Genomic DNA, 17,424 nt, shown 5'->3' on the forward strand with positions numbered 1-17,424 from the left:
GTCACCTCACTTAGATGACTTCAACTGAACCACCTTTAGCAGTGATAGCTTCTTCAGCTGATTTAGAGAACTTAGCAGCTTTAACAGTCAACTTCTTAGTCAACTCACCGTTACCAAGAATCTTGATACCTGATTTTTCAGATTTAACAATTCCTGATTCTACAAGTACCACTGGAGTTACTTCAGCACCATCATCAAAGGCGTTCAATTGGTCAAGGTTAACAATCGCATACTCTTTAGCGTTGATGTTAGTAAATCCACGTTTTGGAAGACGACGGAACAATGGAGTTTGTCCACCTTCAAAACCAAGGCGTACTCCGCCACCGCTACGAGCTTTTTGACCTTTTTGACCACGACCAGATGTTTTACCGTTACCTGATGAAGTACCACGACCAACACGGTTACGAGTTTTACGAGAACCTTCTGCAGGTTTCAATTCATGAAGTTTCATTATATATTTTCTCCTCTTTTGTAAAATGCTAGCGCCGATAAGAGAGAAAAGGTTGTCTCTCCTATCAACTCGCCTATACGTTTGTCATCAAAGATGACTATATCTAGTTTTAGGGGATGGTATACTGCACATCCCCTAAAATTTAATTAGTTTACTTCTTCAACTGTTACCAAGTGAGATACTGCAGTAATCATACCACGTACTGCTGGGTTATCTTCTTTAATAACAGAGCTGTTCAATTTGCCAAGTCCAAGTGCTACAACAGTTTTACGTTGTGATGGAATGCGTCCGATTGGAGACTTAGTCAAAGTAATTTTAATTTGAGCCATTTTATCCCCTTTCTTATGCCAAATCAGAAACTGAAATACCACGAAGGGCAGCAACTTCTTCAGCGCGTTTCAATTGTTTCAAACCTTCAACAGTTGCACGAACAATGTTGATTGGAGTGTTAGAGCCAAGTGATTTAGATGTAATATCTGCCACACCTGCCAATTCCACAACGGCACGAACTGCACCACCTGCGGCAACTCCAGAACCTTCTACAGCTGGTTTCAACAATACTTTAGCTCCACCGAATTCTGAAAGAACTTCATGTGGGATTGTTGTTCCAACCATAGGAACTTCGATCAAGTTTTTCTTAGCATCTTCTACTGCTTTGCGGATTGCTTCTGGAACTTCTTGAGCTTTACCAGTACCAAATCCTACACGACCATTGCGGTCACCAACAACTACAAGAGCTGCGAAACGAAGACGACGTCCACCTTTAACAACTTTTGTAACACGGTTAACAGCAACTACGCGTTCTTCAAGTTCTACTGCATTGTCTTTAAATGCCATTTTCTAGTGTCCTCCTATTAGAATTTCAATCCGTTTTCACGAGCTGCATCAGCCAAAGCTTTCACACGTCCGTGATATAGATATCCACCGCGGTCGAACACCACTTCTGAAATACCTTTAGCACTTGCACGTTCTGCAACGAGTTTACCGACAGCAACGGCTTGTTCAGTTTTAGTTCCTTTTGAAACTTCTTTGTCAAGAGTTGAAGCACTTGCGAGCGTTACACCCGCTACGTCATCAATCACTTGAGCGTAGATGCCTGTATTAGAACGGAATACGTTCAAACGTGGGCGATCAGCAGTTCCAGAGAGTTTTCCGCGAACGCGACGGTGGCGTTTTTGGCGGAGTTTGTTTTTATCTGGTTTAGAAATCACAGTTTTCACCTCTTTAATTTTAAATCGTGTGCTATGCACAAAGTTGGCAATGAGGTTGGTGGTTGAAAATCAACCACTCAACATTATTTACCAGTTTTACCTTCTTTAAGACGAACATATTCGCCAACGTAACGGATACCTTTACCTTTGTATGGTTCTGGTGAACGAAGGCTACGTACGTAAGCAGCTGTTTGACCAACTTTTTCTTTTGAAATTCCGCTGATAACGATAGTCGTTGGGTTTGGAAGTTCAAAAGTAATTCCTTCTGGAGCTTCAACTTCGTCTGGATGTGATTTACCAACAGCCAAAACAAGTTTGTTTCCTTGAAGTTGTGCACGGTAACCAACCCCACGCATTTCAAGTTCTTTCTTGAATCCTTCTGAAACACCAATAACCATGTTATTCAAAAGTGCACGAGTAGTTCCGTGGATAGTTTTCATTTCTTTTGAATCGTTTGGACGGTGAAGAGTTACTTCAGTACCTTCCACACGGATTTCAATATCTTTTGAGAACTCACGAGTAAGTTCTCCTTTAGGTCCTTTTACAGTTACAACGTTGTCATTGTTAGTGAGTTCAACACCAGCAGGCAACACGATAACTTTATTACCAATACGTGACATGTTTTATTCTCCTGTTAAATTGTCAGGCCATAAAGGCCAGTTTTCACGGGGTTAAATCGATTTCTCGATTTAAAGGAATATTTAGATTTCAATTTCAAAGTGAATCTAGGCATCGTCTCGCAGGCATAACTTTTGGTTAGGCTAGAGACGATAACGAAGAGTCACAAAGAAATTGGGAGCTAAATATTACCAAACGTAAGCGATAACCTCACCACCAACATTCTTTTGGCGAGCTTCTTTATCAGTAAGCAAACCTTCTGAAGTTGAAAGGATAGCAATTCCAAGACCGTTAAGTACTTTTGGAAGATCTTCACGTTTTTTGTAGACACGAAGTCCTGGTTTAGAAACGCGTTTCAAGTTAGTGATAACTCGTTCACCGTTTGCTCCGTATTTAAGGAATACACGGATGATGCCTTGTTTGTCATCTTCAATGATTTCTACGTTCTTAACAAAACCTTCGCGTTTAAGGATTTCAGCAATCCCTTTTTTGATGTTTGATGCAGGTACTTCAAGTACTTCGTGTTTTGCTTGGTTAGCGTTACGAATACGAGTTAGGAAGTCTGCGATTGGGTCAGTCATAACCATTTTATTTTTCTCCTCTTACTAGTAGTTTGCAAGTTGCACTTGCTAGTTAATGATTGAGCTGGGCTCAGATAGTATTGACACATTCAAACAAGATAATCTCATTTGAACACGAGCTACAACCTGGGCAAAAAAGATAGATTTGTCTTGGAGCACCGCTCCTGCACCAAATCTCCTATTTTTGCTAGGGTTGTTGCGCTCTTTGTATCATGATATTACCAAGATGCTTTTGTTACACCAGGGATTTGACCTTTATATGCCAATTCACGGAAGCAAACACGGCAAAGTTTAAACTTGCGGTAAACTGAGTGTGGACGTCCACAACGTTCACAGCGAGTGTATGCTTGAGTAGAGAACTTCGCTGGGCGTTTGTTCTTAGCAATCATAGATTTTTTAGCCATTAGTTATACCTCCTATATTATTTTGCAAAAGGCATTCCAAGGCCTGTAAGCAATGCACGTGACTCTTCGTCAGTGTTAGCAGTAGTTACGATAACGATGTCAAGACCGCGAGTTTTGTCAACGTCATCAAAGTTGATTTCTGGGAAAATCAATTGCTCTTTCACACCAAGTGTGTAGTTTCCGCGTCCGTCAAATGATTTTGTTGGAACACCGTGGAAGTCACGTACACGTGGAAGTGATACTGAAACCAATTTATCCAAGAATTCGTACATACGTTCACCACGAAGGGTAACTTTTGCACCGATCGCAACACCTTCACGAAGACGGAAGCCGGCGATAGATTTTTTAGCTTTAGTGATAAGTGGTTTTTGACCTGAGATAAGCGCCAATTCTTCAGCAGCTTTTTCAAGGCTTTTAGCGTTTGATACTGCTTCACCAACACCCATGTTCAAAACGATCTTATCCACTTTAGGAACAGCCATCACTGATGAGTAGTTAAATTGTTCTGTCAAAGCAGGAACTACTTCATTAAGATATTTTTCTTTTAAACGATTTGCCATTATACTTCTCCTTTCCTTCGTGATTAATCAAGCACTTCGCCTGATTTTTTGTTGTAGCGAACTTTTTTACCGTCTACAAATTTGTAACCAACACGACCAGCTACTCCATTTTTGTCCAAAACTTGAACGTTTGATACGTGGATAGCTGCTTCCTTCTCGATGATACCACCTTGAGGAAGTTCGTTAGTTGGACGTTGGTGTTTCTTAACAATGTTAACACCTTCAACGATAACTTTGTTTACTTTTGGAAGGGCAGTAAGGACAACAGCTTCTGTTCCCTTATCTTTACCAGCAATTACGCGAACTTTGTCGCCTTTTTTTACAAACATTTTTTTCTCCTTTTATTCTTACGCCCAATGGGCACCCTGGCTAGGCCAGGGGACTGTGTTTGTTTTTATTGATTAAAGTACTTCTGGAGCAAGTGACACGATCTTCATGAAGCCACCTTCACGCAATTCACGTGCAACTGGGCCAAAGATACGTGTTCCGCGAGGAGTTTTGTCGTCACGGATGATAACTGCTGCGTTTTCGTCAAATTTGATGTATGAACCATCAGCACGACGAGCACCTGATTTAGTACGAACGATAACTGCTTTAACAACGTCACCTTTTTTAACCGCACCACCAGGAGTAGCTTGTTTTACAGATGCCACAATAACATCACCGATGTTTGCAAATTTACGTCCTGAACCACCAAGAACTTTGATAGTCAAGATTTCGCGAGCACCACTGTTGTCTGCGACTTTCAAACGAGTTTCTGTTTGAATCATTTCAGTTTTCTCCTTTCAGGTTTGATTAGATGATGACCGCTTCTTCAACAACTTCTACAAGACGGAAACGTTTTGTAGCTGAAAGCGGGCGAGTTTCCATGATACGTACGATATCGCCTTCTTTGGCAACATTGTTTTCATCATGTGCTTTGTATTTTTTAGAGTAGTTAATACGTTTACCATAGACTGGGTGGTTACGTTTTGTTTCAACTACAACTGTGATTGTCTTGTCCATTTTGTCAGATACAACACGTCCAACAAGAACTTTACGATTATTGCGTTCCATTGAAATTTCTCCTTCCCTAGTCTATTATTTCGCTTCAGATTGAACTGTTTTAATACGAGCGATTTGTTTTTTAACTTCTTTCAAGCGAGCTGTTTGTTCTAATTGACCAGTAGCAGCTTGGAAACGAAGTTCGAACAATTCTTTTTTCAATTCGTTTTCGCGCTTCGCGAGTTCTTCTTGAGAAAGACCACGAAGTTCTTTAACAAATTCTTTTACTTCATTAAGTTTCATGCCTTCTCCTTATTCTGCTTCACGTTTTACGAATTTACATTTAACTGGCAATTTGTGGCTTGCAAGACGAAGCGCTTCGCGAGCGATCTCTTCAGATACACCAGCAACTTCAAACATTACTTTACCACGTTTAACTGGTGCTACCCAACCTTCAGGTGCCCCTTTACCAGATCCCATACGAACCCCGATAGCTTTAGCTGTGTATGATTTGTGTGGGAAGATTTTAATCCAAACTTTACCACCACGTTTCATGTAACGAGTCATGGCGATACGAGCAGCCTCGATTTGGCGGTTAGTGATCCAGTGGCTAGTTGTAGCTTGAAGACCGTATTCACCGAATGCTACTTCTTTCCCACCTTTAGCTTCACCGCGCATTTTACCACGGAATTCACGACGGTGTTTAACACGTTTAGGTACTAACATTGGTTATTTACCTCCTTTAGTGTTTTTACGAGCTGGAAGAACTTCACCACGGTAGATCCATACTTTAACACCAAGTTTACCGTATGTAGTGTCTGCTTCTTCCCAAGCGTAATCGATATCTGCACGAAGTGTGTGAAGTGGAACAGTTCCTTCAGAGTATCCTTCAGCACGGGCGATATCTGCACCGTTCAAACGACCTGATACTTGAGTTTTAATTCCTTTAGCTCCAGCACGCATAGCACGTTGGATTGCTTGTTTTTGTGCACGACGGAAAGCAACACGTTGCTCCAATTGACGAGCAATACCTTCACCAACAAGGTGAGCATCCAAATCAGGTTGTTTGATTTCGATGATGTTGATGTGTACTTGTTTACCAGTCAATTTGTTAAGTTTTGCACGGAGTGCATCAACGTTAGCACCACCTTTACCGATAACCATACCTGGTTTAGCAGTGTGAAGTGAAACGTTAACTTTGTTTACTGCGCGTTCAATTTCAATAGTTGAAACTGCTGCGTCAGCAAGTTCTTTTTGAACGAATTTACGGATTGCAAGATCTTCATGAAGGTAATCCGCGTATTCTTTTTCAGCATACCATTTGGCATCCCAATCACGGATGATGCCGACACGCATACCAATTGGATGTACTTTTTGACCCACGATTTTACCTCCTTATTTTTCTGCAACAGCTACAGTGATGTGAGCTGTACGTTTGTTGATTGGCGAAGCTGAACCTTTCGCACGTGGACGGAAACGTTTCATAGTTGGTCCTTCGTTTGCGAATGCTTCAGATACTACCAAGTTAGCTTTATCCAAACCAAAGTTGTTTTCAGCGTTAGCTACAGCTGAGTTCAAAACTTTCAAGATGATTTCAGCAGCTTTGTTTGGAGTGAATGTCAAAATTGCGATTGCATCGGCTACGCTTTTACCACGGATGTTGTCAAGAACAAGACGTGATTTACGAGGTGAAACACGTACTGTGCGAGCCATTGCTTTAGCTGAAGTAATTTCTGCCATTTATGTTCTCCTTATTTTCTACGTGTCTTCTTGTCGTCTGCGGCGTGACCTTTGTAAGTACGAGTTGGTGCAAATTCACCAAGCTTGTGACCTACCATGTCTTCTTGGATGTAAACAGGTACGTGTTTACGTCCATCATAAACTGCGATAGTGTAACCAATGAAACTTGGGAAGATCGTTGAACGACGTGACCAAGTTTTGATAACTTTTTTCTTTTCGTCGTTAGCTTGAGCTTCAACTTTTTTCATCAAATGCTCATCGACGAAAGGTCCTTTTTTAAGACTGCGTCCCATTTTTATATTTTCTCCTTTAAATATAGTACCACAGCGGCTTGCGCTCTCAACGAGCGCTACCGAGCTGGCGGATTATCTAGCGCTTAAGCGACTAATTTTAAATTATTTCTCGTTGCGACGACGAACGATAAGTTTGTCAGATTTCGCTTTCTTGTTACGAGTTTTAAGACCAAGAGCAGGTTTGCCCCATGGAGTTGATGGTGCTTTACGACCAACTGGTGCTTTACCTTCACCACCACCGTGTGGGTGATCGTTAGGGTTCATTACAGAACCACGAACTGTTGGGCGGATACCTTTCCAACGGCTACGTCCTGCTTTACCAAGGTTTACAAGCCCATGTTGTTCGTTTCCGACAACACCAACTGTTGCACGACAAGTTCCAAGAATCATACGAACTTCACCTGATTGAAGACGAACAAGAACGTATTTACCTTCTTGACCCAATACTTGAGCAGAAGCTCCAGCAGCACGTACCAATTCTCCACCACGACCTGGTTTCAATTCGATGTTGTGGATCAAAGTACCAACTGGGATGTTAGCAAGTGGAAGAGCGTTTCCGACTTTGATATCTGCTTCTGGACCTGAAACGATACGTTGACCTACTTCAAGACCTTTTGGAGCGATGATGTATGCTTTCACACCGTCAGTGTAGTGTACAAGAGCGATGTTTGCAGAACGGTTTGGATCGTACTCGATAGTTTTAACAACTGCTTCAACGTTGTCTTTGTTACGTTTAAAGTCAACCAAACGGTAGAAACGTTTGTGCCCACCACCTTGGTGACGAACTGTGATACGACCGTTGTTGTTACGACCAGCCTTGCTCTTCAATGCAACAAGCAATGATTTTTCAGGAGTGCTTGTTGTGATTTCAGCGAAATCCAAAGAAGTCATATTACGGCGACCGTTTGTTGTTGGTTTATAAACACGAATTCCCACGATATTTCCTCCTTAGATTATTCAGCTTCAGCTGCAAACAACTCGATTGCTTTTGAATCAGCTGTAAGAGTGATGATAGCTTTTTTAGTTTTGTTAGTAAAACCAGTGTAACGTCCAACACGTTTAGCTTTAGGTTTTACGTTGATTGTGTTAACATTTGCAACTTTAACACCTTCGAAAGCAGCTTCAACAGCTTGCTTGATCAAAAGTTTGTGTGCACGAGTGTCAACTTCAAATACATATTTCCCTGCTTCAAGTTGAGCCATTGAGCTTTCAGTGATAACAGGTTTTTTGATAACATCATACAAATTCATTATGCAAGAACCTCCTCGATTTTAGAGATAGCTGCTTGAGTAACAAGAAGTTTGTCACTATTTGCGATGTCAAGAACACTTGCAGTTGTAGCAGTCGCAACTTTCACGTTTGGAAGGTTACGAGCTGAGAGAGCTGCGAATTCGTTTCCTTCTTCAAGAATAACAAGGACTTTAGAATCGATGCTCAAAGCTGCAAGAACTTTTGCAAATTCAGCAGTTTTTGGAGCTGTAAATTCAAGAGAATCAACGGCTACAAATTTGTTTTCAGCAACTTTTTCTGAGTAAACAGATTTAAGCGCAAGGCGACGAACTTTTTGAGGAAGTTTGTACGCATAGCTACGTGGAGTTGGTCCGAAGACGATTCCACCACCACGCCATTGTGGAGAGCGGATAGAACCTTGACGGGCACGTCCAGTTCCTTTTTGACGCCATGGTTTGCGTCCACCACCTGAAACAGCTGAGCGGTTTTTAACTGCGTGAGTTCCTTGACGAAGGCTAGCACGTTGGCTGATGATCACATCAAACACAACAGATTGGTTTGGTTCGATACCAAAGATTGCATCGTTAAGAACAACTTCGCCCGCTTGTTTACCAGTTTGGTCGAATAATGTTACATTTGCCATTTTGACTGTATTCCCCTTTCCTTATTATTTACCAGCTTTAACTGCTGACTTGATAGTGATAAGAGATTTCTTAGCACCTGGTACGTTACCTTTGATAAGGATAACGTTCTTTTCTGGAACAACTTGTACAACTTCAAGGTTTTGAATTGTTACACGGTCGCCACCCATACGTCCTGCAAGGTTTTTACCTTTGAATACGCGGTTAGGTGCAACAGGTCCCATAGAACCTGGACGACGGTGGTAACGAGAACCGTGAGCCATAGGTCCACGTGATTGTCCGTGGCGTTTGATAACACCTTGGAAACCTTTACCTTTAGAAGTACCAGTTACATCAACAATGTCTCCAGCTGCGAAAGTTTCAACTGTGATTTCAGCACCAACTTCCAAGCCTTCAACGTTTTTGAATTCACGAATGAAGCGCTTAGGAGCCGTGTTAGCTTTTGCTACATGTCCTTTAGCAGGTTTGTTGCTCAATACTTCGCGTTTGTCATCGAAACCAACTTGGATAGCGTTGTAACCATCTGTTTCAACAGTTTTAACTTGAAGAACAACGTTTGGAGTTGCTTCGATAACTGTTACAGGGATCAATTCGCCAGCTTCAGTGAAGATTTGAGTCATTCCCACTTTTTTCCCTAAGATTCCTTTTGTCATGAGAAAATAGTTCCTTTTCTATATTTTTTATTCAAAAAGTTTTTAACGAGCGTTTTTTATGCTCAAGGTTTCAAACTTTAGATTAAAGTTTGATTTCTACGTTTACACCACTTGGAAGATCCAATTTCATCAAAGCGTCAACTGTTTTTTGAGTTGGGTTGATGATGTCGATCAAACGTTTGTGTGTACGCATTTCGAATTGTTCGCGAGAGTCTTTATATTTGTGAGTCGCACGAATAATTGTGTAGAGGCTACGTTCAGTTGGAAGTGGGATTGGACCTGCAACTTCTGCACCTGTGCGAGTAGCTGATTCTACGATTTTAGCAGCCGCTGTGTCAAGCGTACGGTGTTCGTAAGCTTTCAAACGGATACGGATTTTTTTGTTTGCCATCTTTTTCTCCTTTTCGTCTATTTAAGATAATAGGCTAGCTCCACAAGAAAACCGACGCGCGTTGCGTGGCAATGCAACCGAGCGTGTCGCAACCTCTCGCATCAAAGCTAAGGCTGTAATTTACAGCACCATAATAGAATAACACAAAGCCCCTGCGATTGCAAGGGATTTGACAGGATTTTTTTAATTTTTCGAATGAAACTGTTTTCTTATCGCTCCTTAGCTCAAAAAAGCATAAATGAAGAGCAAATTTTTATTTTTTCTTCTATATAATAGATACAGTTTCTGCAATTGTTTTTTTATTATCTCTTCACCTGTTCATAGCTTTCTTTTCCGTCATTAAGCTTGTCCCAAATCATCACTTGCCCACTTTTGAAGGATTTTTGCACATCGATAATTCGTTGATTGGAAGAGCCACGGAATTGAAGCATGAGATTACGCTTGCTTTTATCGTACCTTCCATCAACCAAGATATCAATCAGTGACAAGAGCTCCAGTTTATCAGGTGTCTCCAACATCATCTCTTCCCATGTGTATCCTGTCCAAGACCAAATATCTTTTTCTGGCAATTCTTTACGTATACGTTTCACGAGAGGCAAGAGGATTCCTGTATTTAGGAAGGGTTCTCCTCCTAATAAAGTCAAGCCTTGAACATAGGGTTGGGCTAGGTCTGCCATGATTTGCTCTTCCAACTCTGAGGTATAAGGTATGCCTGCGTTAAAGGACCAGGTCGCTACGTTGTAACAGCCCTCACAGTGAAACATGCAGCCGGCCACATAAAGGGAGTTGCGCACTCCCTCTCCATCGACAAAGTTAAAAGCCTTATAGTCAATGATGCGCCCCTGACTGAGTTCTTCACTCTTCCAATCGCCTGGTTTTGGTGTATTCCATGTCATGCTTTTTACTCCAAGTCTATCCAATAGCGCTCCGTTCCGTTTCGAACATCCTCCAACTCCCCACCATTAGCTAAGATAACAGCTCGACTTGCTGGGTTTTCTGTGCTACAAGTCACCAAAGCTCGTTTAATATTCTTTCCCTTAGCAACTTGTAGACCTTGTCGGAGGGATTCTTTGGCGTAGCCCTTGCCTCTTTCAGATGGACGAATGGAGTAGCCAATATGACCAGCATAATTCAGCAACCCCTCATTCAGTCTCAATCGCAGATTCAAAAATCCTAGAGCACTACCTACATCATCAAATGATACAAATTGAATAGATGGAACACGATTTTCAGGCAAATTTATTCCCATTTCTTTTTGCATATTTGTCTCCAACCACTCTTCATAAACAAAATTCTCAGCATTCCAAAATCCGCCATCGTGGGCTGATTGGCTCTTTTCAAACTCTGCCATCATCTCTAAAACTGTTTCTTTATCTGCCAATCTTGGTCTGCGTAATTCCATATTCTCCTCCCCGCTATAAGAAAAGCGAGAGGTAACTCTCACTTTTTCTTATTTTTGTTTAAAAACTGTTCTCTAAGGCTAGCCACTCGGTCTTTTTTGCTACTTCCACCCTTTGAATGTTTTTCGTGGAACCGTTGAACCAAGGCTTTGCCTTTATCATCTAATTGATATTTTCCCATGCTATTTCTTTCTAATTTCTTACTTCATGTCCTGCCGTTTTAATAGTAGAACCGTTCATATGTTTGACACGCGCAGCAATTTCCTTGTGGCGTCCATTAACCATCGGACGTGCTTGTGGATTCCCAAGATAACCACAAGTTCGTTTAACTACGTCTACTGTTTTAGGATCATTATTTCCACAGTTAGGACAAGCAAATCCTCTCTCTGTCGGTTCAAAATCTCCTTCAAAATCACACTTGTAGCAACGGTCAATCGGAGTATTGGTTCCGAGATAACCTACGCGGTCATAAGCATAATCCCAAACAGCTTCCAAAGCCTTTGGATTTTGTTGGAGAACTGGGTACTCGCAGTAGTGGATAAAGCCACCAGATGCACCCGCTTCTGGGTAGACTTTCTCAAAGTCCAATTTTTCAAAAGGTGTTGGATTTTTGCGGACATCATAATGGAAGGAATTTGTGTAGTATTCTTTATCAGTAATGTCTGGAATAGAGCCGAATTTCTCCGTATCCAAGCGACAGAAACGGTCTGTCAAACTTTCAGACGGCGTTGAATAGATAGAGAAATGGTAACCATATTGGTCAGACCATTCTTCTACTCGACGTTTCATATCGCGAATAATATCAAGGGTGAACTCTTTGGCTTCTGGATTATTTTCCCAATGATTACCAAAGAAGACTGTCGCTACCTCGTACAAGCCAATATAGCCCAGAGAAATAGTTGCACGACGATTCTTAAAGAGTTGATCAACACTTTCTTCTTTTCCAAGACGACGTCCGAAGGCTCCATATTGATAAAGAATTGGAGCATTAGCTGGAGTGGCTTCCTTGGTTCTTTCCACACGGTAAACCAAGGCATCTTCCGCGATGTTCATGCGCTCGTTGAAGATTTCCCAGAACTTGTTCATGTCTCCTTCAGACTCAAGAGCGATACGAGGAAGATTGACTGTCACGACCCCTAGGTTCATACGGCCCGAATTGACTTCTACTCCATTTTCATCCTTCCATCCTTGAAGGAATGAACGGCATCCCATCGGAACTTTGAAAGAGCCAGTCAACTCGACAATCTTATCGTAAGACAAGACATCCGGGTACATGCGCTTAGTTGCACACTCAAGAGCCAACTGCTTGATGTCGTAGTTAGGTGAACCTTCCTCCAAGTTAAGTCCTCTTTTAAGAGTAAAGATGAGTTTAGGGAAGATGGCTGTACGGTGTTCTGAACCAAGCCCCTTGATACGAATGTTCAGGATTGCCTTTTGAATTTCACGTTCAAAACGACTGGTTCCTAAACCGAAACCAAGAGAGGTAAATGGCGTTTGCCCATTTGATGTAAAGAGGGTATTAATCTCGTACTCTAGAGATTGCATGGCATCGTAGATGTCTTTTTGGGTTTTCTTCCAGGCATATTCTTGGCGCTTGTCAGGCAGAACCCATTCCTCCGCATCCTTGAGGTGCTTTTGGTAATTTTTCTCTGCATAAGGAGCTAATACTTCATCGATACGGTCTGCTGAACAGCCTCCATACTGACTTGATGCAACGTTGGCGATGATTTGTGAAATCTGTGCTGTCGCAGTTTGGATAGACTTGGGACTCTCTACCTCAGCATTTCCAATCTTAAAACCATTTTCCAGCATGCCCTTGAAATCAATCAAACAGCAGTTGGTCATAGGGGTATAGGGACTGTAGTCCAAATCATGATAGTGGATATCCCCTTTTTGATGGGCATTAGCCACATGTTTAGGAAGCATTTGAAGTCCGATGGATTTCCCAACAATCCCTGCCGTCAAATCACGCTGGGTATTAAAAACATCACTATCCTTATTGGCATTCTCATTGACAACCGCCTGATCTTTATTGAGAAGTTTATGAATACTAAAGTTGATGTCTGTCGCTTTTGAGCGCTCAAAATCCCTTTGAGTCCGATAGGTGATATATTCCTCGGCCAAGGCGTATTCTTTAGCTTCCAACAATTCGTGCTCTACGATATTTTGGATTTCATAGATTTTTACACCTTGTGGGAAACGGCTATGAATTTCTTCAACGATACGTTCAACTAGGGTACTAAGTCGCTTTTCGACTAAAGGGGTTACATCCATAACTTTTTCAGCAGCCTTATGAAGCGCTTTGTCAATCTTGTCTACATCAAAAATTACACGTCTGCCGTCACGTTTTTCGACGAATAAAGTCGGATCAGGGACAGCCTTCTCTTCCAATACAATCATATCCAAACCCTTTTCTTAAATATAATATTGATTCTAAAAAGTATTATATCACTAAAAAAATAAAAATCAATATCTTGTGTTAAAAAATAAAATTTTTTTAAAATTACACAAGATATTGATAGTTTTTATTTTAATTTATAGATTTTAAAATCTTTGAATTCACTTTGAACCGCTTGATAATTTTCAGCTAAAAGCTGCTCAACTTCTGTCCATAGACTTGTTTTTGTATTCACTACAATCATCTTTGGTTGATTATCTCTCAGATCATTAACAAGTTTGGTACGATTTTCACCAAGTCCTGTATGCAACCTAGGCGATAGCAACTGACTCGCAGCTAAACGTTCACTAGCCTTATAACTACTTGTCAGATTGTCCCAAACATAGATACGATCTGTAGCTTGCGTTTCCCCTTTGACCTTAGTTTCGATGGCTGTACGTTCTTGATATAGTTCTGCATGAAGTAAATATCGTGATACTACAGGTGCTAAGAATAGGTAAGCAAGAGCTAAAATTGGTAGATAGGCATTTCCTTTTACAAAAGCTCCCCATACCGAAGTTTCTTCTCTAGATCGTCTACGGCGATTCGCTCCTTCTGGCTTCTCTGTAGGAATTCGTGTCAGCAAAAGAAGCGATAAGAAAGGAAGGAACTCAATCATACGACTACCATGGATAAGATCTGTAGAAAAAATCTCTAAAATTAATACCAAAATGACAGCTATTGAAGCAGAGATTGATAAGACTGACTGTTTCAATGGTTTAGATTGGAAGAGACCTGTAAATGCTAGCGTCAATGCTCCAAGAGCAATTGCTAACAATCCATAAAAGAGGATATTGTCGAGTAATCCCGAGTTAGACGTAAAGTTTAAACTATCTAATGGATAAAGGATTTGACTAATGGCATTTCCGAAACTGCCTTTATAAGCTGTGTAGTATCCAATTGGATAAAAGAAGATTGAAAAACCAAGGCCCGCTGCAAAAAATTGATAGAGACCATGATTCAACTTATTGCGACCGACATTAAAAGCTGTTAGAGCAAAAAACAAAACAAATCCATACAAAGCTGTGACCAAGGGTGCAAAGAAAAATGCTAGGGCCAAGCTAGCTCCAATCCGGATAAATCCTTTGTCATGGCTTGGTTCTGCCAAATAAGCTGTTACTAAACTTAAGGCATAGAACAAGAATGGGAGAGCTAGAATAGTTGCATATCCCCCACCAAAACTAAGAGCACTAGCCAGGACATAAAAGACCGTTAACACTTGTTGCGATTGCTTGTTTTGTTCCGTCAGATTGTAAGCTGAACGGAAAAGAAAGAATCCCGTACCTACTAAAGCCAACCAATTAAAGACGGCAAATAAAATACTGCCCTTGGTTAAATACTGTAAAAAGTAATAGAGGAGACCACTAGTTCCAAAATAATCTGTGTAGACATCTCCGCTCTGATGCATAGCCCATCCAATATAAAAATCCTGAGACTGCTCCGGACTTATTAACCCTAAGAAGAAGGGTAAAATTACGGACACAAGGACCACTAGAGTACTCAAAAAGAGGATATTCAAAAATGGTAAGCGGGCAGGCTGACGAGTTTCAACCTCGAGTTGCTCCTCATTTTCTACTGGAGCATCCTGACTTCCCATCCAAGTTGGAGTTGGTTCGTCTTCTAATCTGCCATATACGTTCATTCGCTCTCTCCTATATTTTAATTTGTTCTAGTATATCAAAAAGTCTAGTTCTTGTCAGCCTTTGGTGGACGTTCGCTCAACTTTTCAGACAAGGTAACAAAGCGTTCAATCTCATAAAAACGATGATATGAAACTCTTTTATAGCGGTCTAAAAAATTTTTTTCTTCTACTGTCAGCATAGTCATTTCTCCTTTTCTCTTAATTCGAAAAATGAAGAAAAAACTAAAAAAAGCTGAATTTTCATTAGAGAATTCAGCTTTTTATTTTTAGTCAGCTTTCTTTTCTAAATTTTTTGAAATGCTCCGATTTTTACCTTCCAGATACACCATAAGAATGGAGATATCTGCTGGGTTAACACCAGAGATACGGCTGGCTTGGCCGATGGTTTCGGGATTGATGAGTTTGAACTTCTGGCGAGCTTCTGTCGCAATGGAATCAATGTCATCCCAGTCGATGTTAGCTGGAATGCGTTTTTCTTCCATACGTTTCATCTTGGCAACCTGATCCATGGCTTTGGAAATATAGCCTTCGTACTTGATTTCTGTTTCAATCAATTCGATAATCTTGTCTTCCAATTCCTCTGCAGCTGGTCCGATGAAGGCCACCACATCTTGATAAGAAACTTCTGGACGGCGAAGGAATTCCTTGGCTGTCACTGCATCTGTCAAAGGCTTGAAACCCATCTCCTCAACCTTGGCATTGGTTTCCTTGACTGGCTTGAGTTTGATGCTGTCTAGGCGCTTCATCTCATTGTCAAATTGATTTTTCTTGATTTCAAAACGAGCCCAGCGTTCATCATCCACAAGGCCAATCTCACGTCCCATCTCAGTCAAACGCATATCGGCATTGTCATGACGAAGAATGAGACGGTATTCTGCACGACTGGTCAAGAGACGGTAAGGTTCAATAGTTCCCTTGGTCACCAAGTCATCAATCATCACTCCGATATAACCGTCGCTACGCTTCAAAATTAACTCAGGCTTGCCTTGGATTTTCAGAGCCGCATTGATACCAGCGATAATCCCTTGGCCTGCTGCTTCTTCGTAACCTGACGTTCCATTTGTTTGACCAGCTGTGAAAAGTCCTGAGATTTTCTTGGTTTCAAGCGTTGCACGCAACTGATGAGGCAAGACCATGTCGTACTCAATGGCATAACCTGTACGCATCATTTCTGCATTTTCCAAACCTTTGATAGAATGAACCAAGTCACGTTGGACATCCTCAGGAAGACTGGTTGAGAGACCTTGCACATAAACTTCCTCTGTGTTTCGTCCTTCTGGCTCAAGGAAAAGCTGGTGACGTTCCTTGTCTGCAAAACGCACAATCTTGTCCTCAATCGACGGACAGTAACGAGGTCCCACTCCCTTAACCACACCTGTAAACATAGGCGCACGATGGAGGTTGTTTTGGATAATCTCATGACTGGTACCATTGGTATAGGTCAACCAGCACGGCACTTGATCCTTGACATAGTCCTCATCACGTGAAGTGTATGAAAAGTGATTTGGCGCTTCGTCTCCTGGCTGAATCTCTGTCACATCGTAGTTGATAGAGGAAGCCTTGACACGTGGAGGCGTTCCTGTCTTGAAACGACCGATTTCAAGTCCAAGTTCCTTGAGATTATCAGCTAGATTAATAGAAGCCAGACTGTGGTTTGGCCCTGATGAGTACTTGAGGTCTCCGATGATGATTTCCCCACGGAGGGCTGTCCCTGTGGTCACGATAACAGCCTTAGCAGCATATTCCTGATGGGTAGCTGTACGAACACCGACAACCTTGCCATCTTCCACCAAAATCTCATCAATCATGGTTTGACGAAGGGTTAGATTCTCTTGATTTTCAACTGTCTTGCGCATTTCCTTAGAGTAAAGTTCCTTATCAGCCTGCGCACGAAGGGCACGGACAGCTGGTCCCTTCCCAGTGTTGAGCATCTTCATCTGGATGTAGCTCTTGTCAATGGTCTTAGCCATTTCGCCACCAAGGGCATCCACTTCACGCACGACAATCCCCTTGGCAGAACCACCGATAGAAGGGTTACAAGGCATGAAAGCCAACATTTCAATGTTAATAGTCGCAAGCAAGACCTTGCAACCCATACGGCTCGCAGCTAGGGAAGCTTCAACCCCAGCATGTCCCGCACCGATTACAATAATATCGTATTCTTCCGTAAAATTATAAGTCATTTTCT

General features: G+C 41.6%; 28 protein-coding genes. All 28 read right to left on the reverse strand.

The genetic code is table 11. The features are described from left to right. Nucleotides 1-10 precede the first annotated feature (10 nt). The 28 genes from rplO to mnmG all read right to left on the reverse strand — a co-directional run bounded on the left by rplO (nt 11) and on the right by mnmG (nt 17,419). Complete coding sequence (gene rplO / locus ACWPUA_RS06835) at nt 11-451, reverse strand: 50S ribosomal protein L15 (protein ID WP_004251104.1); 441 nt, start codon at nt 449-451, stop codon at nt 11-13. Nucleotides 452-597: 146 nt separating this feature from the next. Beyond that, the gene (gene rpmD / locus ACWPUA_RS06840) at nt 598-780 is read right to left on the reverse strand and encodes a 50S ribosomal protein L30 (protein ID WP_000057243.1); all 183 of its coding nucleotides are present in this window, start codon (nt 778-780) and stop codon (nt 598-600) included. A gap of 13 nt (nt 781-793) precedes the next feature. Then, nucleotides 794-1,288, reverse strand: coding sequence for a 30S ribosomal protein S5 (gene rpsE / locus ACWPUA_RS06845; protein ID WP_004251100.1), 495 nt, complete (start codon nt 1,286-1,288; stop codon nt 794-796). A 17-nt stretch (nt 1,289-1,305) separates the two neighbouring features. Beyond that, nucleotides 1,306-1,662: a 50S ribosomal protein L18 gene (rplR, locus tag ACWPUA_RS06850; protein WP_004251098.1), complete on the reverse strand. Its 357-nt coding sequence runs from the start codon at nt 1,660-1,662 to the stop codon at nt 1,306-1,308. 83 nt (nt 1,663-1,745) lie between these two features. Beyond that, nucleotides 1,746-2,282, reverse strand: coding sequence for a 50S ribosomal protein L6 (rplF, locus tag ACWPUA_RS06855; RefSeq protein ID WP_016466460.1), 537 nt, complete (start codon nt 2,280-2,282; stop codon nt 1,746-1,748). 186 nt (nt 2,283-2,468) lie between these two features. Further along, entirely contained in the window at nt 2,469-2,867 is a 399-nt protein-coding gene (rpsH, locus tag ACWPUA_RS06860; RefSeq protein ID WP_004251095.1) for a 30S ribosomal protein S8, read from the reverse strand. A 212-nt stretch (nt 2,868-3,079) separates the two neighbouring features. Continuing rightward, nucleotides 3,080-3,265, reverse strand: a complete 186-nt coding sequence (locus ACWPUA_RS06865; protein WP_001085699.1) for a type Z 30S ribosomal protein S14 — start codon at nt 3,263-3,265, stop codon at nt 3,080-3,082. A 17-nt stretch (nt 3,266-3,282) separates the two neighbouring features. Next, nucleotides 3,283-3,825 carry a 50S ribosomal protein L5 gene (gene rplE, locus ACWPUA_RS06870; protein WP_000013542.1) on the reverse strand — a complete coding sequence of 181 codons (543 nt, stop codon included), beginning with the start codon at nt 3,823-3,825 and terminating at the stop codon, nt 3,283-3,285. Nucleotides 3,826-3,848: 23 nt separating this feature from the next. Next, on the reverse strand, nt 3,849-4,154 hold the full coding sequence (rplX, locus tag ACWPUA_RS06875; protein WP_000497691.1) for a 50S ribosomal protein L24: 306 nt from the start codon (nt 4,152-4,154) through the stop codon (nt 3,849-3,851). Between the two features lie 72 nt (nt 4,155-4,226). After that, nucleotides 4,227-4,595 carry a 50S ribosomal protein L14 gene (rplN, locus tag ACWPUA_RS06880; RefSeq protein ID WP_002928796.1) on the reverse strand — a complete coding sequence of 123 codons (369 nt, stop codon included), beginning with the start codon at nt 4,593-4,595 and terminating at the stop codon, nt 4,227-4,229. 25 nt (nt 4,596-4,620) lie between these two features. Continuing rightward, nucleotides 4,621-4,881, reverse strand: a complete 261-nt coding sequence (gene rpsQ / locus ACWPUA_RS06885) for a 30S ribosomal protein S17 (RefSeq protein ID WP_000440801.1) — start codon at nt 4,879-4,881, stop codon at nt 4,621-4,623. A gap of 24 nt (nt 4,882-4,905) precedes the next feature. Next, a complete protein-coding gene (gene rpmC, locus ACWPUA_RS06890) occupies nt 4,906-5,112 on the reverse strand; it encodes a 50S ribosomal protein L29 (RefSeq protein WP_000772918.1) in 207 nt (68 codons plus the stop codon). Nucleotides 5,113-5,121: 9 nt separating this feature from the next. Beyond that, a complete protein-coding gene (gene rplP, locus ACWPUA_RS06895; RefSeq protein ID WP_000960948.1) occupies nt 5,122-5,535 on the reverse strand; it encodes a 50S ribosomal protein L16 in 414 nt (137 codons plus the stop codon). Nucleotides 5,536-5,538: 3 nt separating this feature from the next. Beyond that, on the reverse strand, nt 5,539-6,192 hold the full coding sequence (gene rpsC, locus ACWPUA_RS06900; RefSeq protein WP_000529936.1) for a 30S ribosomal protein S3: 654 nt from the start codon (nt 6,190-6,192) through the stop codon (nt 5,539-5,541). Between the two features lie 12 nt (nt 6,193-6,204). After that, nucleotides 6,205-6,549, reverse strand: coding sequence for a 50S ribosomal protein L22 (gene rplV, locus ACWPUA_RS06905; protein WP_000818137.1), 345 nt, complete (start codon nt 6,547-6,549; stop codon nt 6,205-6,207). An 11-nt stretch (nt 6,550-6,560) separates the two neighbouring features. Continuing rightward, a complete protein-coding gene (gene rpsS, locus ACWPUA_RS06910; RefSeq protein WP_000533766.1) occupies nt 6,561-6,842 on the reverse strand; it encodes a 30S ribosomal protein S19 in 282 nt (93 codons plus the stop codon). Nucleotides 6,843-6,944: 102 nt separating this feature from the next. Further along, a complete protein-coding gene (gene rplB, locus ACWPUA_RS06915) occupies nt 6,945-7,778 on the reverse strand; it encodes a 50S ribosomal protein L2 (RefSeq protein WP_000512910.1) in 834 nt (277 codons plus the stop codon). Between the two features lie 17 nt (nt 7,779-7,795). Next, on the reverse strand, nt 7,796-8,092 hold the full coding sequence (locus tag ACWPUA_RS06920; protein ID WP_001055347.1) for a 50S ribosomal protein L23: 297 nt from the start codon (nt 8,090-8,092) through the stop codon (nt 7,796-7,798). After that, nucleotides 8,092-8,715: a 50S ribosomal protein L4 gene (rplD, locus tag ACWPUA_RS06925; RefSeq protein ID WP_000024549.1), complete on the reverse strand. Its 624-nt coding sequence runs from the start codon at nt 8,713-8,715 to the stop codon at nt 8,092-8,094. The genes ACWPUA_RS06920 and rplD overlap by 1 nt, the downstream gene beginning before the upstream one ends. A gap of 24 nt (nt 8,716-8,739) precedes the next feature. Further along, nucleotides 8,740-9,366 carry a 50S ribosomal protein L3 gene (gene rplC / locus ACWPUA_RS06930; protein WP_004251088.1) on the reverse strand — a complete coding sequence of 209 codons (627 nt, stop codon included), beginning with the start codon at nt 9,364-9,366 and terminating at the stop codon, nt 8,740-8,742. 82 nt (nt 9,367-9,448) lie between these two features. Next, the gene (rpsJ, locus tag ACWPUA_RS06935) at nt 9,449-9,757 is read right to left on the reverse strand and encodes a 30S ribosomal protein S10 (protein WP_001284511.1); all 309 of its coding nucleotides are present in this window, start codon (nt 9,755-9,757) and stop codon (nt 9,449-9,451) included. 302 nt (nt 9,758-10,059) lie between these two features. Beyond that, nucleotides 10,060-10,653, reverse strand: coding sequence for an anaerobic ribonucleoside-triphosphate reductase activating protein (gene nrdG / locus ACWPUA_RS06940; protein ID WP_006153407.1), 594 nt, complete (start codon nt 10,651-10,653; stop codon nt 10,060-10,062). Nucleotides 10,654-10,658: 5 nt separating this feature from the next. Continuing rightward, nucleotides 10,659-11,159: a GNAT family N-acetyltransferase gene (locus ACWPUA_RS06945; protein ID WP_006153410.1), complete on the reverse strand. Its 501-nt coding sequence runs from the start codon at nt 11,157-11,159 to the stop codon at nt 10,659-10,661. A gap of 38 nt (nt 11,160-11,197) precedes the next feature. Next, on the reverse strand, nt 11,198-11,338 hold the full coding sequence (locus ACWPUA_RS06950; protein WP_006149022.1) for a hypothetical protein: 141 nt from the start codon (nt 11,336-11,338) through the stop codon (nt 11,198-11,200). Between the two features lie 11 nt (nt 11,339-11,349). Beyond that, nucleotides 11,350-13,557: an anaerobic ribonucleoside-triphosphate reductase gene (gene nrdD / locus ACWPUA_RS06955; RefSeq protein WP_414291548.1), complete on the reverse strand. Its 2,208-nt coding sequence runs from the start codon at nt 13,555-13,557 to the stop codon at nt 11,350-11,352. Nucleotides 13,558-13,682: 125 nt separating this feature from the next. After that, nucleotides 13,683-15,236, reverse strand: coding sequence for a damage-inducible protein CinA (locus tag ACWPUA_RS06960; protein WP_454380014.1), 1,554 nt, complete (start codon nt 15,234-15,236; stop codon nt 13,683-13,685). Nucleotides 15,237-15,280: 44 nt separating this feature from the next. After that, nucleotides 15,281-15,415, reverse strand: coding sequence for a hypothetical protein (locus tag ACWPUA_RS06965; protein WP_024054483.1), 135 nt, complete (start codon nt 15,413-15,415; stop codon nt 15,281-15,283). Nucleotides 15,416-15,502: 87 nt separating this feature from the next. Next, nucleotides 15,503-17,419, reverse strand: coding sequence for a tRNA uridine-5-carboxymethylaminomethyl(34) synthesis enzyme MnmG (mnmG, locus tag ACWPUA_RS06970; protein WP_454380016.1), 1,917 nt, complete (start codon nt 17,417-17,419; stop codon nt 15,503-15,505). Nucleotides 17,420-17,424: the final 5 nt, after the last annotated feature.

Source organism: Streptococcus sp. Marseille-Q6504, from assembly GCF_965111625.1.

Coding starts and splice junctions, on each gene's coding strand:
- rplO (WP_004251104.1), bottom strand. CDS start 451: ATGAAACTTCATGAATTGAAACCTGCAGAAGGTTCTCGTAAAACTCGT.
- rpmD (WP_000057243.1), bottom strand. CDS start 780: ATGGCTCAAATTAAAATTACTTTGACTAAGTCTCCAATCGGACGCATT.
- rpsE (WP_004251100.1), bottom strand. CDS start 1,288: ATGGCATTTAAAGACAATGCAGTAGAACTTGAAGAACGCGTAGTTGCT.
- rplF (WP_016466460.1), bottom strand. CDS start 2,282: ATGTCACGTATTGGTAATAAAGTTATCGTGTTGCCTGCTGGTGTTGAA.
- rpsH (WP_004251095.1), bottom strand. CDS start 2,867: ATGGTTATGACTGACCCAATCGCAGACTTCCTAACTCGTATTCGTAAC.
- ACWPUA_RS06865 (WP_001085699.1), bottom strand. CDS start 3,265: ATGGCTAAAAAATCTATGATTGCTAAGAACAAACGCCCAGCGAAGTTC.
- rplE (WP_000013542.1), bottom strand. CDS start 3,825: ATGGCAAATCGTTTAAAAGAAAAATATCTTAATGAAGTAGTTCCTGCT.
- rplX (WP_000497691.1), bottom strand. CDS start 4,154: ATGTTTGTAAAAAAAGGCGACAAAGTTCGCGTAATTGCTGGTAAAGAT.
- rplN (WP_002928796.1), bottom strand. CDS start 4,595: ATGATTCAAACAGAAACTCGTTTGAAAGTCGCAGACAACAGTGGTGCT.
- rpsQ (WP_000440801.1), bottom strand. CDS start 4,881: ATGGAACGCAATAATCGTAAAGTTCTTGTTGGACGTGTTGTATCTGAC.
- rpmC (WP_000772918.1), bottom strand. CDS start 5,112: ATGAAACTTAATGAAGTAAAAGAATTTGTTAAAGAACTTCGTGGTCTT.
- rplP (WP_000960948.1), bottom strand. CDS start 5,535: ATGTTAGTACCTAAACGTGTTAAACACCGTCGTGAATTCCGTGGTAAA.
- rplV (WP_000818137.1), bottom strand. CDS start 6,549: ATGGCAGAAATTACTTCAGCTAAAGCAATGGCTCGCACAGTACGTGTT.
- rpsS (WP_000533766.1), bottom strand. CDS start 6,842: ATGGGACGCAGTCTTAAAAAAGGACCTTTCGTCGATGAGCATTTGATG.
- ACWPUA_RS06920 (WP_001055347.1), bottom strand. CDS start 8,092: ATGAATTTGTATGATGTTATCAAAAAACCTGTTATCACTGAAAGCTCA.
- rplD (WP_000024549.1), bottom strand. CDS start 8,715: ATGGCAAATGTAACATTATTCGACCAAACTGGTAAACAAGCGGGCGAA.
- rplC (WP_004251088.1), bottom strand. CDS start 9,366: ATGACAAAAGGAATCTTAGGGAAAAAAGTGGGAATGACTCAAATCTTC.
- rpsJ (WP_001284511.1), bottom strand. CDS start 9,757: ATGGCAAACAAAAAAATCCGTATCCGTTTGAAAGCTTACGAACACCGT.
- nrdG (WP_006153407.1), bottom strand. CDS start 10,653: ATGACATGGAATACACCAAAACCAGGCGATTGGAAGAGTGAAGAACTC.
- ACWPUA_RS06945 (WP_006153410.1), bottom strand. CDS start 11,159: ATGGAATTACGCAGACCAAGATTGGCAGATAAAGAAACAGTTTTAGAG.
- ACWPUA_RS06950 (WP_006149022.1), bottom strand. CDS start 11,338: ATGGGAAAATATCAATTAGATGATAAAGGCAAAGCCTTGGTTCAACGG.
- nrdD (WP_414291548.1), bottom strand. CDS start 13,557: ATGATTGTATTGGAAGAGAAGGCTGTCCCTGATCCGACTTTATTCGTC.
- ACWPUA_RS06960 (WP_454380014.1), bottom strand. CDS start 15,236: ATGAACGTATATGGCAGATTAGAAGACGAACCAACTCCAACTTGGATG.
- ACWPUA_RS06965 (WP_024054483.1), bottom strand. CDS start 15,415: ATGCTGACAGTAGAAGAAAAAAATTTTTTAGACCGCTATAAAAGAGTT.
- mnmG (WP_454380016.1), bottom strand. CDS start 17,419: ATGACTTATAATTTTACGGAAGAATACGATATTATTGTAATCGGTGCG.